The 15,578-nt window shown below is 59.6% G+C and carries 14 protein-coding genes; 9 read left to right on the forward strand and 5 right to left on the reverse strand.

Features of this window, described 5'->3' with window-relative positions:
- Nucleotides 1-207: 207 nt before the first annotated feature.
- Nucleotides 208-414, reverse strand: coding sequence for a twin-arginine translocase TatA/TatE family subunit (locus ABD76_RS12655; RefSeq protein WP_197257351.1), 207 nt, complete (start codon nt 412-414; stop codon nt 208-210).
- A gap of 20 nt (nt 415-434) precedes the next feature.
- On the reverse strand, nt 435-2,105 hold the full coding sequence (locus ABD76_RS12660; RefSeq protein WP_197257394.1) for a PhoX family protein: 1,671 nt from the start codon (nt 2,103-2,105) through the stop codon (nt 435-437).
- Between the two features lie 298 nt (nt 2,106-2,403).
- Here ABD76_RS12660 and hemE point away from each other — a divergent pair, with 298 nt between their 5' ends.
- The 9 genes from hemE (at nt 2,404) to ABD76_RS12705 (ending at nt 12,726) form a co-directional block, all read left to right on the forward strand.
- The gene (gene hemE, locus ABD76_RS12665; protein ID WP_197257353.1) at nt 2,404-3,450 is read left to right on the forward strand and encodes a uroporphyrinogen decarboxylase; all 1,047 of its coding nucleotides are present in this window, start codon (nt 2,404-2,406) and stop codon (nt 3,448-3,450) included.
- A gap of 29 nt (nt 3,451-3,479) precedes the next feature.
- Entirely contained in the window at nt 3,480-4,451 is a 972-nt protein-coding gene (gene hemH, locus ABD76_RS12670) for a ferrochelatase (RefSeq protein ID WP_197257355.1), read from the forward strand.
- Nucleotides 4,452-4,466: 15 nt separating this feature from the next.
- Complete coding sequence (gene hemG / locus ABD76_RS12675) at nt 4,467-5,948, forward strand: protoporphyrinogen oxidase (RefSeq protein WP_197257357.1); 1,482 nt, start codon at nt 4,467-4,469, stop codon at nt 5,946-5,948.
- A gap of 294 nt (nt 5,949-6,242) precedes the next feature.
- Complete coding sequence (locus ABD76_RS12680; protein ID WP_242069546.1) at nt 6,243-7,532, forward strand: CapA family protein; 1,290 nt, start codon at nt 6,243-6,245, stop codon at nt 7,530-7,532.
- A 54-nt stretch (nt 7,533-7,586) separates the two neighbouring features.
- Nucleotides 7,587-8,249, forward strand: a complete 663-nt coding sequence (locus ABD76_RS12685; RefSeq protein ID WP_242069547.1) for a fumarylacetoacetate hydrolase family protein — start codon at nt 7,587-7,589, stop codon at nt 8,247-8,249.
- Nucleotides 8,250-8,271: 22 nt separating this feature from the next.
- On the forward strand, nt 8,272-9,135 hold the full coding sequence (locus ABD76_RS12690) for a DUF92 domain-containing protein (protein ID WP_197257359.1): 864 nt from the start codon (nt 8,272-8,274) through the stop codon (nt 9,133-9,135).
- A 111-nt stretch (nt 9,136-9,246) separates the two neighbouring features.
- A complete protein-coding gene (locus ABD76_RS12695) occupies nt 9,247-9,891 on the forward strand; it encodes a TetR/AcrR family transcriptional regulator (protein WP_197257361.1) in 645 nt (214 codons plus the stop codon).
- 132 nt (nt 9,892-10,023) lie between these two features.
- On the forward strand, nt 10,024-11,952 hold the full coding sequence (locus ABD76_RS12700; RefSeq protein WP_197257400.1) for an ABC-F family ATP-binding cassette domain-containing protein: 1,929 nt from the start codon (nt 10,024-10,026) through the stop codon (nt 11,950-11,952).
- 297 nt (nt 11,953-12,249) lie between these two features.
- Nucleotides 12,250-12,726: an STM3941 family protein gene (locus tag ABD76_RS12705; protein WP_338125112.1), complete on the forward strand. Its 477-nt coding sequence runs from the start codon at nt 12,250-12,252 to the stop codon at nt 12,724-12,726.
- Between the two features lie 105 nt (nt 12,727-12,831).
- Here ABD76_RS12705 and ABD76_RS12710 read toward each other — a convergent pair whose 3' ends face one another.
- From ABD76_RS12710 to ABD76_RS12720, 3 genes are all read right to left on the reverse strand, one after another.
- Nucleotides 12,832-13,842: an oxidoreductase gene (locus ABD76_RS12710; protein ID WP_197257365.1), complete on the reverse strand. Its 1,011-nt coding sequence runs from the start codon at nt 13,840-13,842 to the stop codon at nt 12,832-12,834.
- Nucleotides 13,843-13,986: 144 nt separating this feature from the next.
- Complete coding sequence (locus tag ABD76_RS12715; protein WP_197257367.1) at nt 13,987-15,066, reverse strand: M42 family metallopeptidase; 1,080 nt, start codon at nt 15,064-15,066, stop codon at nt 13,987-13,989.
- A gap of 60 nt (nt 15,067-15,126) precedes the next feature.
- Nucleotides 15,127-15,474, reverse strand: coding sequence for a LapA family protein (locus ABD76_RS12720; RefSeq protein ID WP_197257369.1), 348 nt, complete (start codon nt 15,472-15,474; stop codon nt 15,127-15,129).
- Nucleotides 15,475-15,578 lie beyond the last annotated feature (104 nt).

Consider the following 15,578-nt stretch of genomic DNA (forward strand, 5'->3'; position numbering starts at 1 on the left):
ATGTATATATATCAATTGTCATATGAAAACAGGGTTATGGATGCAGTTGATAGCAAGTCAGGATAGGTTATGCAATTTCTGGTCAATTCACGCAAGGGGAAAAGAGGAGGGGAAAGGTAAAGACCGGAGACCCGGGCGAACGCACATCAAGCCGGCATTGGCACAGAGAGGCTGGGCCGATGCCGGCTTGATTCGTCGTTCCGACAGCTATGAATGAGGATTGCGGATCTGCTCCTGATCGGGCTCGGCATCCTTCTCCGGCGGCGTCAGTAGGGATCTCGTCGCCTGCTTGAATTCGCTGAGCGTCCGCCCGAAGGCGCGTCCCAATTCAGGGAGCTTGGACGGGCCGAACAGCAGCAGGGCGAGAATGACGAGCAGAACGATGCCGCCAGCCCCGATATTTCCGATTCCCATATATTATTGCCTCCCTTGCTCTACCACGTAAATCCCGTAATGGCAACGACCGCCGGCCGCGGCATCGTGTCGCCCTTGCGGTGCGGCCACATGCTGGTCGGCTTGCGCGGATCGGACGTCTCTTCACCCGGATGCTGCACGGCGAGGAAGAGCGTGCGCTCATCCGGCGTGAACCAGGGCCCCGTCATTTCCGCCTCGACGGGCGCGGAGGCGAATTGCATCGCCTTGCCCGCGTCCGGACCCTGCGTAGGAATGACGAATACGCCGTTGTTCTTGAAGGAGCGGTAGACCCCGCTGTTCAGCTTGCTGGAAGAGATGTCGGTGACCGTCCATAGGCTTCCGTTGCTGTCGAACGTCAGATTGTCCGGGGCGCTGAATCCGCTCTGCCGCCCGCCGGCCGCGAATATTTCAAAATCGAATTCCAGCGCGCCCAAATCGCCGTCCTTCTCGAAAAAGCGAGTGATATGGCCGTGGATATTGCCGTGCTTGTCATTATTGGTGTGAGCGATAAACAGCGTGTTGTCGAACGGGCTGATCTCGACATCCTCCGGGCGATCGGTCGGAGTGGCGCCGAGCAGCGCAGCCGCTTCGGCGGCATGAACGAGCACATCGGCCTCGGTCTTGTATTTGGCTTGAAGCTCTTCCTTGGTCAGGCTTATGGAGGAAGGAGGCTTGAACGAGCTGTCGGCCAAAGCGCGCTGCACCGCTTCCAGCGTCAAGGCGATCCAGCGGCCTTTCTTCAGGTCGGCCGCGTACAGCGTGCCTTCCGTCAACAGCTTCGAGTTCGCACGGCCCGCTTGCGGCGCATATTTGCCGGCGGAGACGTATTTGTAGACGTAGGCATCCGTCGTATCGTCTCCCATATAGACGACCACCCGGCCGTCCTTGGACAAGCCCATGGCCGAATTCTCGTGATGGAACCGACCGAGCGCCGTGTGCTTGCGCACCGGGAACGCGGCATCGAACGGATCAACCTCAATGACCCAGCCGTAGTGGGTCGGGTCGAGCTTCGCCGCCTCGGAGGTCGGCTCGTAATTTTCCTCGCACGACAGGACGGTGTTCCACAGCGTCATGCCGCCGGAGCAATTGGCGAACGTCCCTTGAACGCGGGTAGCTCCGCCGACGGCCTTCGAGCCTCGGGCCGGTCCGGTCAGGTCGAACGGCGTCAGGCCGGTTATGCGCCGGGCGTAGCGGGAGTCCGGCATCATGCTCCAGGCGCCCTGCTTATCCCGCTGCACTTCAATTATCGAACCGCCCTGAACATAGAGCATCTGGCGAATCTGCTTCGCCGTGTAGCTGTCTCCTTTTTTGGGGCCATGCACGAACACATCGCTCGAATATTCATGATTGACCCAGAGCAGCCCGTGCTCGCTCGAGCCGTCGATAGGAAAATAGAGGGTGAAATCGCAGTTGAAGCCGAACGTGTCCCCGGTTGGATTAATCACGTCGCCGTAGGCAGCGACGACATCGTACTTGTAGCCTTTTGGCAAAATAAGCTCATCCGCATCGGACGGATCGATCGGGTCAAAATAACCGGACACGCGGTTGGACTTGAAGCCGAACAAATGGTCCGCCGTCCGGGCTTCCGCCGTTCCTTCGAAGCTGCCCAGCCCCGCCGAGGCGGCGGCAAGCGCAGCGGCTCCGCTGCCCAGATAAGCCAAAAACGTTCTGCGGTTCATCGTCTCGTTCATCATTAGTCATCTCTCCTTTTTCACGGAATGGAGCGAACGCGAAGCGGCTCGTCTTCCGATAGACTACTAGACGAGTGTTAATCGCGTGTTAACGAGATTTATAGGTTGTGTGGGGAAATTGTCGAAAAATCATCATATGCGAACGTTTTTTGTCAACAGATTGTCATAGCTAAACGGATCGGCGAGGTTGTGAGAAGCAGGGAAAAGGGGCATAATGGAAGCGTTAGCTATAAAAAAGTGCGTGTCCAAAACGGACGATTTGTCTATAGGCACAATACCGTCAAAGCGGGGTATATGAATGACTTATAATGATCGTTTTCTGAAAGCGTGTCGACAGGAACAAGCAGACCGCGTGCCGGTATGGTACATGCGGCAGGCCGGACGATATGATCCCGACTATCGCAAGATTAAAGAGAAATACAGTCTGCTTGAAATATGCCGTCAGCCCGAGCTGGCCGCTGAAGTTACAATGATGCCCGTCCGCAAGCTTGGCGTGGATGCGGCGATTCTCTATTCCGATATAATGAATCCGGTCGCTTCAATGGGGATCGACTTCGATATCGTAGCCAATGTAGGGCCGGTTATTCACAATCCGATACGAAGCGCGGCCGACGTCGAGCGCCTGAGACCGGTCGATCCGGAAGACGATCTGGGCCATATTCTCGAGACCATTCGCATCCTTGACAGGGAGCTGAAGGTTCCGCTCATCACGTTCGCGGGGTCTCCGTTCACGATTGCGAGCTATTTGATCGAGGGCCGTCCTTCCAAAAATTACATCCTTACCAAAACGATGATGTATGAGACTCCTGACGTATGGCATGCCCTGATGGACAAGCTGGGAGACATGGTGATCGCCTATGTGCGTTCCCAGGTGGCGAACGGGGCCAAAGCGTTCCAATTGTTCGACAGTTGGGTCGGCTCCTTGTCTCCGCGCGATTTCGAACGGTACGTGCTGCCGACGATGAAGCGCATTTTTGCGGAGCTGTCCGAATTGGACGTTCCGAAAATATATTTCCCCGGCGTCAGCTCCGGCGAATTGCTTCCGACCCTTCGCGATCTGAAGGCGGATGTAATTGGATTGGACTGGCGGGTGTCCGTCGCGGAAGGACGCCGCCGGTTGAACGGCCGGTTCGCCGTCCAAGGCAATCTGGACCCTTATGTGCTGACGGGGCCGATGAGCGTCATCGAACGGGAAGCCGCCCATATCATAGAGCAGGGAATTCAGGAGCCGGGCTATATTTTCAACCTCGGCCACGGGCTGTTTCCGGAAGCCTCGCTGGACAAATTGCGGAAGCTGACCGAGTTCGTGCATGAATATTCCGGCCAATTGCTGGCGAAGAAATAAGAAACAGGGTGTAACGAGAACGAGACGGAATGGAGGGACAGCGAGTGTCCAAGCGTAAAATCGGCGTGCTGGTGATGTCCTACGGAACTCCCCGCAGCCTCGAAGAAATCGAGCCTTATTACACGCATATCCGGCGGGGCAATCCGCCGTCCGAGGAGCAGTTGAAGGAGCTGACGGATCGGTATGAAGCGATTGTCGGGGGCGTGTTCCCGCTGCGTGAGCATACGGACCGCCAAGTTGAAGCGCTGCAGGAGACGCTGAACCGCCGTACCGAAGGCACGGAAGTTCAGTATGTGTGCTACCAAGGCTTGAAGCATGCGCAGCCGTATATCGAGGACGGCGTCGCGGCCATGGCCGCGGACGGCATCAAGCAAGCCGTATCCGTCGTGCTGGCGCCGCATTATTCCGCGATGAGCGTCGGCGGCTATAATGCGCGGGCGAAGGAAGCGGCGGCGAAGCACGGGATTGAGCTTCGCTGCGTCAACAGCTATCATCTTCACCCCGATCTGCTGGATGCGTTGACCGAACGGGTGAATGAGCAGTTGGACGCCCTCGTCGCCGAAGGGGCGAAGCGGGATGAGATCCAGGTGCTGTTCAGCGCCCATAGCCTGCCAGCGCGCATCCTGGAGATGAATGATCCGTACGTGGATGAATTGAACGCCACCTCGGCCGCGGTAGCCGAGCGCTGCGGGCTGAAGGAAGGGCAGTGGAGATTTACCTGGCAAAGCGCGGGCCGGACGGCAACGCCTTGGCTGGGGCCGGATATTTTGGACACGCTCGCCGCGGTTCAGCAGGAAGGCATTCGTTGGGTGCTGTCGGCGCCGATCGGATTCGTATCCGATCATCTGGAAGTGCTGTATGATCTCGATATCGAGGCGGTGCAGGAGGCCGAGCGTCTGGGCATCCGCTTCAAGCGCATTCGTATGCTGAACGATGATCCGAAGTATATGGCGACATTGGCCGACGTTACGATGAAGGCGATGTCGGAAGCGAGTAACTAGAAAGAAGGTAACAACATGAATGCTCTGCGGAAACTTGTCGTTATCGGTGGAGGAATTACCGGATTGAGCGCGGCGTTCTATGCGCTGAAGCAGGCGGATGAAGAGGGGAAGCCCGTCTCCGTTACCGTCATAGACCAATCGGACCGTCTCGGCGGGAAGATTGAGACCCTGCGGAAGGAAGGGTGCGTCATTGAGAAAGGACCGGACTCCTTCCTCGCCCGGAAGCTGCCGATGATTGATTTGGCGCGCGACCTCGGAATGGAATCGGAGTTGGTCGCCACGAATCCGCATGCCAAAAAAACATATATATTGCGCCGGGGCAAGCTGTACCGGATGCCGCCCGGCCTCGTGCTCGGCATTCCGACGGAGCTGGGGCCGTTCGCGAAGAGCGGGCTCATCTCTCCGTGGGGGAAGCTTCGCGCGGCTATGGATCTGTTCATCAAGCCGCGTCCGTCGGAGGAAGATGAATCCGTCGGCGCGTTCCTGGACAGACGTCTCGGACGGGAAGTGACGGAGCATATCGCCGAGCCGCTGCTCGCCGGCATTTATGCCGGAGATTTGCAGGCGCTGAGCCTGCAAGCCACCTTCCCGCAATTTGCGCAGGTGGAGCGCAAGCACGGAGGCCTGATACGCGGAATGAAGGCGAGCCGCCAAGCGGGCCAATCGGTTCCGGGCCTGCCGGATGTCGCCAAAGGAACGATGTTCCTGACATTCCGCAATGGCCTGATCTCGCTCGTCGAACGGCTGGAGGAGACGCTGCGGGAACGGGCCGATTTGCGCCTCGGCGTCGCTGCGGAAGGACTGGAGAAGCGGGAAGACGGCAAATATCGGGTCCGTCTGGGGGATGGAAGCAGCCTGGAGGCGGATGCGGTCATCGTGACGACGCCTTCGTATCATGCGGCTTCCTTGCTCGAGGAGCATGTTGACGCGAGCGCCTTGAAGGCGATCCGTCATGTATCGGTCGCGAACGTCGTCAGCGTGTTCGATCGCAAGCAGGTCAAAAATAAGTTCGACGGCACGGGGTTCGTCATCTCGCGCCGGGAGGGCCGGGCGATTACCGCCTGCACGTGGACCTCGGTGAAGTGGCCGCATACGAGCCGGGGGGACAAGCTGATTATCCGCTGCTATATTGGCCGGGCCGGCGACGAGGAGCGGGTGGATTGGCCGGATGAGGCGCTCAAGCGCACGGTTCGCAGCGAGCTTCGGGACCTGCTTGATATCGATATCGATCCGGAGTTCGTCGAGATTACGCGCCTTCGCCACTCGATGCCCCAATATCCGGTCGGCCATGTGCAGGCGATCCGCTCGCTGAGGGACGAGGTTGGTCGCGTGCTGCCGGGCGTATTCCTGGCCGGACAGCCGTACGAAGGGGTCGGCATGCCCGATTGCGTTCGCAGCGGCCGCGATGCGGCGGAAGCCGCGGTCAGCGCCCTGCAAGCCATAAGTGCGAAGACAGAAGCGCCAGCCGATGACGCGGCGACCGGAACGGCGGGGTAATCAGACCCGTTGGATAGAAGGAATGTGACGGATTTCAATGGAGAAGCCGCGCGGAAGCGCGGCTTTTTGGCGTGTCATGGGGCTATGTCCCCTCTTGGTCGCGGGCAAAGATAACGGTTGACTTGCAGGCGGACACGGCGTGAACCGGTAAGCCGGAAGGCTGGATTCGGGCTGGCTGCCGCTTGCGGGAATTCCAGGGGCGTTATCTATTCTTTATGGTTCGATTGGAAAAAAAGGGCGGAAACGCGTTATAATGAGACATATTTGCAAAAATCGGGCGGAAGGGGCGGAACATTGAGACAATCGCGGAAGGTGCGGGAAGGGCGAGGGCGAAGGAGACGGCGCCGCCCGCTGCTTGTCTTGAATATCGCGCTGGGGGTTATCGTGGCCGCAACGGCCTATGCCGGTTGGCAGCACGGATTATTGTCCGGCGAACAAGCGGAATGGTCCCAGCCGCCGGCTGCTTCTCCCGGAGGGGAAGCGCCGGCGCAGGAGAAGCCGGCCAGCGGGCTGCCGGCGGGTGAACCAGAAAGTGAGTATCCCGGCGCTGCCGACAGGCAAGCGGCGGACGGCGATACGGACCAGACCGATCAGGGTGCGCCGCTTCCGGGGAGCGGACCAGAGGAGGAGCCGCGCGTCCGCCTTGCCTTCGCCGGCGACGTGATGACGGCTGGACACGTGGAAGAAATCGTGAAGGAGCATGGATATGACTTTCCTTTTATGCACGCCAAGCGATGGTTCCAGGAAGCGGATATCGCCGCGGTGAATCTGGAGACGCCGCTGACGGTGCGGGGCGTCCCGGCGAAGGACAAGGAATTTGTCTACAAGTCATCCCCGCGGACGGCGCAGGCGATGATCGAGGCGGGCATTGACCTCGTCAACCTCGCCAACAACCATTCGATGGATCAAGGGGAAGAAGGGCTGCTGGATACGTTCGCCGCGCTGAAGGAAGTTCATCTTCCTTACGTCGGGGCGGGGCATGATGCGGAGGAAGCCTTCGCGCCGGTCATGCTCGAGAGCCAGGGCATCAAGCTCGCCTTCCTCGGCTTTACCCGTGTCGTTCCGGAAGTGAGCTGGTATGCGGGCAAGAACAAGCCGGGGCTGGCGACGACCTATGAAGGAATGAAGGAGAAAGCGGCGACGGCGGTCGCGAAGGCGAAGGAGCAGGCCGATCTCGTCATCGTGATTGCGCATTGGGGGAAGGAAAAGGTGGATTTCCCGGTGGACTATCAGCGGGAGCTGGCCCGCCTGTACATTGATGCGGGCGCCGACCTGATCGTGGGCGGACATCCCCACGTCCTTCAAGGCCTGGAGCAATATAAAGGCAAATGGATTGCATATAGCCTGGGAAACTTTATTTTTACGCGGGCCGTGCAGCCCATAACGTGGGAGACCGCCATTTTACAGGCGGAATGCACGAAGCAGGGCCAATGCGAGCTGACTGTCGTTCCGTTCTATACCGAACTGGGGCAAGCCGTTCCGCTTGACGGGGAAGCCGGGCAGGCAGTGCTGCGGCGGCTCGAGAACATATCGGAGCAAGTATCCATCGACGCGGAGGGACGCGTGACGCATGGGAAGAAGTGAGCCGCCGGCGCACGGATGGCCGGCTATCGATAGATCCAAAGGGAGAGATGAACGATGAGCGATCTTAGAGGGATGATGAGCGACGGGCGCCAGGTGCGCAATGTATATTGCATTGGGCGCAACTATCGGCTTCATGCGGCCGAATTGGGCAATGCGGTTCCCGAGCAGCCGATGGTATTTTTGAAGCCATCCCATGCGGTGATAACGATGGAGGCGGACACGGCGCTGCCGCTCCCGCTCGACCGCGGGGCGGTTCATCACGAAGCGGAGCTGGTGCTTCGCATCGGCCGCCGGGTCGAGCCGGGCATGACGGCTGCGGAAGCGGTCGACGCCTTTGCTCTTGGGATTGATTTTACGCTGCGCGACGTGCAGGACGTTTTGAAGAAGAAGGGCCATCCGTGGTTGGCGGCCAAAGGCGTGCTGAACTCGGCCCCGGTCACGCGTTTTCTCCCTTTTCCGGGCACGGAGACGCTGGAACGAACGAAGTTCGCGATGCATAACAACGGCCGCCTCGTGCAGGAGGGGCGAGCGGAGGAGATGCTGTTCTCTCTCGATACGCTGATCGAATTTACGGCTCGCCATTATGGGCTCGGAGAAGGAGATCTCCTCTTCACGGGAACCCCGGCCGGGGTCGGACCGGTACAGGCGGGGGATCGCCTCGAATTAAGCTGGGGCGGAGAACGGCTGGGTTCCTGCGTCGTCACGGCGCAGAATTGACGGCGGGCTGGGAGGAATTCGATTGATACAGGAAGCTATCGGATGGCATACGGGCTGGGGCCCCTGGATTATCGGGCTGCTGGGGAGCCTGCTGGTGGCCGGAGCCGCATGGTGGAAGCAGTCGTTAACCGGATCCGGCGCCGCGGCGGCCATCGTGATGGGAACGATCTATTGCGGCAGCGGCGCGCTGGTCTGGTTCGGGTTGCTGCTTACTTTTTTTGTGACGTCGACGCTATGGTCCAAGTGGAAAAAGAAGGCGAAGGGGCGCTTTGAGGACAATTATGAAAAATCGGGGACCCGGGATGCAGGGCAGGTCTTCGCCAATGGAGGGTTGGGCCTGCTCCTCTGTCTTGCCTATATAATTTCGCCCCATCCCGCCTGGGTCGCCCTCTTCGTCGGGGCCATGGCCTCGGTGAACGCCGATACATGGGCGACCGAGATCGGCAGTCTGAGCCGCCGTCCGCCGCGCTCGATCGTAACCGGCCGGACCGTTCCGCCGGGAACTTCCGGCGGCGTGTCTCTGCTTGGCACGTCGGCGTCGGCGGCGGGCGCCTTCGTTATCGGGCTGGCCGCGGTCGTCTTTCTGCTGCTCGATCCGCTGCAGACCGGACCGGAGACGTCCTTCCGCGGGCTGGTCGTCCTGCTGATTGCCGGGACGGCGGGCGGATTGGCCGGGGCGATGCTTGACTCCCTGCTGGGCGCGACCTTGCAGGCAGGCTACCGCTGCCCGCAATGCGGGGCCGACACGGAACGGACCACGCATTGCGGAAGCGCGACGAAGCTCGTGCGGGGGTATCGCTGGCTCAACAACGATCGGGTAAATCTGCTCTGCTCCTGCGCCGGCGCGGCCGTCTCCTGTCTCCTCTGGTTGCTGGCCGGGGGCTAAGCCGCCGCATGGCCCTCAGGGAGCCAAATCGACAACTTGCCGATCTCGTGATATATTCGTATCAGCAGCCGGGATTGCCAGGCTTGCGTCAGATTGGAAGGAGGTGTGCCGATGAGTTACGGGCAAAGCGATAAACTGCATCTGATTTTGGATGCGGCCTATGAGCTTTTCGGTGCCAATGGCTTCTATGAGACGAAGATGTCGGATATTGCCGAGAAGGCCGGCATCGCCAAGGGAACGATATATATTTATTTTAAAAGCAAAGAAGAATTGTTCACGGCCATGTCGGTACGTGATTTTGAACAATATTTGCGCGAGCTCGATTACGGCTTGAACCAGGCTGGTTCGCTGGAGCACGGGCTGCGCTTCGCCGCGGATCATCATCTGCGTTATTATTTCAAACGGAGGCAGTACACGAATCTGTTCTTCAAGTCGCCGAACAAAGATCCCGATATGATGCAGGCGCTGTGCAAGTTCATGCATCGCTACATCGAGGCGATAGCAGGCTTGATGCGGCGCTTCGAGCTGCCTGAGCCGGCGCTCCATGCGAAATCGTATACCGGGATGCTGGATATGATGAAGATGGACATGCTGTTCGCTCCGGAATTCACCGAGCGGGATATGGAGCAGCGCATCCGCTTTGTGGCCGATTTGTTCATTCACGGCTGTCCGGCGGCGGGAACGGCTTCATTGGACGGGGATGCCGGGAACGGATCCGCCAGGGAAGAGAGTGCGCCGAACGGGCACAAGCGGTAAAAGCTGCCGCGATGCGGGTCAGCGGCGAGAAGATTACGGGGGAGAACCGACGGTTCTCCCCTTTGGCTGTGGCATGCGGGGCATGACGGACCGCCTGGGGAAGCAGACAGGACTGGAATGGGGGAACGCAAGATGCACATCATGACGATTGAAGAGCTGGGCAAAAGCTATGGCGACAAAATACTGTTCCGGGATGTATCCTTCGGCATAGAGGAAGGGGATCGCTTCGGCATTATCGGCGTCAACGGGACGGGGAAATCGACCTTTCTGCGCACAATCGCGGGTTGGGAACAGCCCGAGCAAGGCAAGGTGCTGGCCGGCAGCCGGATTACGATTCGCTTCGTGCCGCAGGAGCCTGAATTCGATCCGGAGGCGACCATTCTGGATCAGGTGCTGGGCGGGAACGCTCCCGACATGACGGCGGTGCGCGTATATACGGAAGCGCTGGAACGGGCCGCGCAGCGGCCGGGAGATGAAGCGGCGCAGGCGGCATTGATCCGGGCGACCGATGATATGGATCGGCTCCAGGCCTGGCAGTTGGAGAGCGAGGCGAAGTCGATTCTGTCCCGGCTCGGACTGGTCCAATTCGGAGCCAAGATGGGGGAGTTGTCCGGCGGGCAGCGCAAGCGCGTCGCCCTCGCGGCGGCGCTGATCCATCCGTCGGATCTGCTTCTGCTTGACGAGCCGACGAACCATATCGACAACGACACGGTCACTTGGCTGGAGACGATGCTGCAGAAGCGAAGCGGCGCGCTGTTGATGATTACGCATGACCGCTATTTCCTGGATCGGGTAGCGAACCGGATCGTGGAGTTGGATCGGGGACGGGCGTTCTTCTATGAGGCTAATTATACGCGCTTCCTGGAGCTCAAGGCAGACCGCGAGGCGCGGGAAGCGGCGTCGGAGGACAAGCGCCAGAATCTGCTCCGTCAGGAGCTGGCCTGGATCCGGCGCGGAGCGAGAGCGCGGACGACGAAGCAGAAGGCCCGGATTGAGCGCTTCGAGGCGCTGCAGAAGCAGGAGGGGCCGGGGCAGAACGGACAAGTGGACATCTCGGCAGCCTCCGCCCGTCTCGGGAAAAAAATTATGGAGATAGACGACCTTCAGGCCAAACTGGCGGATCGGACGCTGTTCCAGGGGCTTAGCTATATCGCGGTGCCGGAGGACCGCATCGGCATCATCGGCCCGAATGGAAGCGGCAAGTCGACGCTTCTGCGCATCATTGCCGGCGAGCGCCAGCCGGACGGCGGTTCGATCGTGCTCGGGCCGACCGTCCGCATCGGCTTCTTCACCCAGGAGCATGCGGAGATGGACGAGTCGATGCGAGTGATTGAATATATCCGCGAAGCGGCCGAGACGGTTCGCACAGCCGACGGCGAGTCCATAACGGCGGCGCAAATGCTGGAGCGGTTCCTGTTCGAGCCTGCGATGCAGTGGACGGTGATCGGCAAGCTATCCGGGGGAGAGAAGCGGCGCTTGCAGCTGCTTCGCATGCTGATGGAAGCGCCGAATGTGCTGCTGCTCGATGAGCCGACGAACGACCTGGACGTACAGACGCTTGCCGTGCTGGAAGAGTATTTGGACGAGTTCCCGGGGGTCGTCATCGCGGTCTCTCATGATCGCTATTTCCTTGATCGTGTCGCTGAACGAATCTGGTCGTTCGAAGACGGCTCCATTCGCCAGCATGTCGGGAACTATAGCGAGTATATGGAATGGAAGTCGCGGCACGGCAAGGAGGCCGACGAGCCGAAGCCGAAGGCGCAGACGCCGGCGGAAGCCGCCCCGGCAGGCAAATCGGAACGGCCGGAACGGAAGCCGAGACTGAAAATGTCCTACAAGGAAGAACGCGAATATGAGCGAATTGAAGACGACATTATGGAGGCAGAGGAGTGCATTCAACAGATCCAGCGGGAGATGGAACTGGCGTTCAGCGATTCGGCGCGGCTGCAGGAATTGATGAAGGAAGAAAGCGCGGCTCAGCAGCGGCTTGAAGCGCTGATGGAGCGGTGGACTTATTTGAGCGAGCTTGCGGAACAGATCGAGGCGGAAAAGCAAAAGTAAGGGGAGGAAGACTTTCTCCTTCGGCTCCGAACGAACGTCTAGGGTTGGGCGGCAGCTTGCTCCCGGGCGCTTGTCCAGGTCTGTATCCGTATGTATCCGTATGTATCCGTATGTATCCGTATGTATCCAGATGTGTCCGGATGTTTCCGAGGTCAGGGACTTGCCCGCGGAATAGGGTGTTACAAAGTACCAACCGATGTGTATATAATAATAGATTCGGTAAGCGGGAGGTCATGTGTATTGGAATCGATGCATTCGTATTCCGGGTCCGAAAAGTTGTATCCAAGCAAGCGCAAAATGTTTCCTATCCTCCTCGGATCGGCATTGTTCGTAGCGGTAGGGATACTCCTCATGAGTGCAGCGGAAGGCTTTGCGGTCGCGATAGGCGCCATTTGCGCCTGCTTCTTCGCCATAACGCTAATTTACTCTCTGTGGCGCATCCTTGCGCCTCGTCCTTCCCTTATCCTGCATGAACAAGGGTTCGTGGACAATGCCTCGCTCAGCAGCGTGGGCGAAGTGAATTGGGATGAAGTGACCGATATTTACGTCTACCAATTCATGAATCAACGCTTCATCGGCATCAAGGTCGAGAAGCCTGAGCGCGTGCTGGCCCCTCTTCCATCCTGGAAGCGCACGCTTCTCCGCGCCAATCGCGGCATGGTCGAGGCGACGGTGAATCTGCCGGTCGTCGCGTTCACGGAGCCGCTGGATGATGTGGCCCGGAAGCTGCGCGAGCGGTGGGAGCAGTACAAGCGGGACCAGGGCCGGGCATAGCCATGGCGCACACATAGAAAAACAGACCGAGCGGGGGATTCGCTCGGTCTGTTGCCGTTGACAGAAGAATCGCGGACCATTAGCATTAGCCCGTGAATTCGCGTCCTATTCTCCGTCTCCGCTCAGGCGGACGATGGCGCGGCCGGAAATGCCGCCTTCTCTCATCGTCCGCACATAGGCCGGCACGTCCTCCAGCCGGAGCTCCCGCACCCAGCCATCGAAGCGGACGGCATCTCGCCAATCGGAGGCCATGCGGCTCCACAGCTTCAACCGCAGCTCCTGCGGCGCATATACGGAGTCGATGCCATAAAGCGTGATGCCCCGCAGGATGAACGGAAATACGCTGGCGGGCCAATCTCCTCCCGCCGTCATGCCCGTGGCGGCCACAGCGCCGCCATACTTCGTGGAAGCGACTGCGGCGGCCAGGATGCCGCCTCCGCAGACGTCCACGACGCCAGCCCAGCGCTGCTTGTCCAGCGCGCGCGGGCGTTCCGGCCGCCAGTCGTCGCGGGATACGACGCTGGCGGCTCCGAGGCGCCGGAGCGCATCGCTTAGCTCCGGCTTGCCGCTGGCTGCGACGACCTCGCAGCCAAGCTGCGCCAGCATGGCGATCGCCAGCGAGCCGACGCCGCCGCTGGCGCCGGTGACGAGCACCGGGCCGTCGCCAGGGCGCAAGCCATGCCGCTCCAGGCGCTCGACAGCCATGGCCGCCGTCAGGCCGGCCGTGCCGAAAGCCATTGCATCGCGCAGGCTCAGCCCTTCCGGCAGCGGCACGATCCAGTCGCCGGGAACGCGGGCATATTCGCTCAGTCCGCCGAAATGCGACACGCCAAGCTCATATCCGGTGACGAGGACGCGTTGTCCCGGCGTGAAGCGCGGATCGTCGCTCGCGGCGACGATGCCGGACAGGTCGATGCCCGGAACGAACGGGTAGGTCTTGACGATGTGCCCGTCGGCCGAGCAGGCGAGGGCATCCTTGAAGTTGACGCCCGAATAGGCGACGCGTATCGTCACGCTGCCTTCCGGCAGATCGGCAAGCGTTTGTTCCCGCACGGCGGCGTGGACCTCCCCGTCTGCGGTCTTGTCGACGACCAGGGCAGAGAATTTTTCTTTCATGCCAATTCCTCCTTCATAGAGCTTTCTTATGTCCCATCTGCGCGCACTCCTGATAGTTGGGCAGCGCTTAAGCAGAAGGGCTCCGTCGAACGAAGACAGGGGCGAGCCCCCGTCTTCCGGAAGCGCCCGTCCCCTGTCTTTGCATTATGCTTCGGTAATATACGCCGCGGCGAGCCGGGCCGTGTTCAGCACGGCCTTCAAATGGGTGCGCTCCATCGCATGGGACGCATGCACGCCCGGACCGATGAGCGCGGCGCGAATATTATTGCCGCCGCGCAGCGCCGCGGATGCGTCCGAACCGTAGTGCGGATAGACGTCAACGGCGTAGTCGATGCCTTCCCGTTCAGCCAATGCAATCAGTCGGCTCGTCATCATGTAATCGTAAGGGCCGGACGAATCTTTGGCGCAGATCGAGACATCGGTTTCCTTGCAGGCGAGATCATCGCCGATGCAACCCATGTCGATGGCGATCATTTCGGTTATTTCCTGGGGAATATACGAAGCGCCATGGCCGATTTCTTCATAATTGGTAATAAAGACGACGGTATCGTGAAGAGGCTGCCAGCCTGTGCGCTTCATGCTCTCCAGCATGCCGAACAAGGCGGAGACGCTCGCTTTGTCATCCAGATGGCGGGATTTGATATAGCCGTTCGGCAGGCGCACCGGGCGGGCGTCGAACGATACGTAATCCCCGGTGTGGATACCGAGCTGCTCCGTATCCTGCTTCGAATGCACCGGCTCGTCGATGCGCACGATCATGTTCGCTTCCTCGCGGCGGTAGTCGCGGGCATCGGAATATACGTGCACAGACGGATGATTGCTCATAATCGTGCCTGTATAAACTTTGCCGCTGCGGGTGTGAATTTGGCAGTATTCATTTTCCATCGACTGCATCATGAATCCGCCTACGGAAGTAAGACGGAGCGTACCGTCGCTATGAATCGATCGGACCATGGCGCCCAGCGTATCGACGTGGGCGGACAAACCGATGACCTTGCCGGTGTCACGGTTCGTTCCCGGAACGCGAATGACGCCGCAGCCTTTGCGAGTCAACTCGAAGGAGTAACCGAGCTGCGTGGCTTCGACTTCAATCCGCTTCATGACATGATGGGTGTAGCCCGTCGGAGACGGGGTGTTCAGCAATTCCATGAGCACGGAGGCGACATAGTTCTCGTCAATATCAGCGCGCAGCGGCTGGGATGACAGGGAGTGTGGTTGATTCATCGTACGAATTCCTCCTCGGTATTGGAAAATAAGCCGGAACGGCTTGCCGAAGGCAAGCCGCTATGCCAGGTCCTCCTGATTTCGTTTCTCGGACGTAAATCCTTGAACCTCTTCGTTGGCCGGCGGAAGCGGCATTTCCGCTTCCGCTGCGATCCCCTCCGGCGACAGTTGGGCAAGCTGCTGCTCCAACTGTTGAATTTTCTTCTGCGATCGGTACTGTAAATAGATGCTGTAGGAGCCGACAATGATGGCGCCAAGCAGCGTGCAGCCGAGAATCAATAAGATGAGCGGCACTTCGAAGGTGCCGAACAACAGATTGACTTGTACCGGATTCACGTTGATTACGGCAAAGATGGCGGTAATCAATGCGAAGATAAGCCCTGCTATCAAGGACCATTGAATGCGCATCTGGCATCCTCCTCATGGTTTCTATGTATCTATCCTCCAGTATAATATTCGACTCCTTCCGTCACAAGGTGATTTCTCACTTGCCCCGGCTCCTGAGTCGAACG

This window comes from Paenibacillus dendritiformis (assembly GCF_015845845.1).
Taxonomy (GTDB): domain Bacteria; phylum Bacillota; class Bacilli; order Paenibacillales; family Paenibacillaceae; genus Paenibacillus_B; species Paenibacillus_B dendritiformis_C.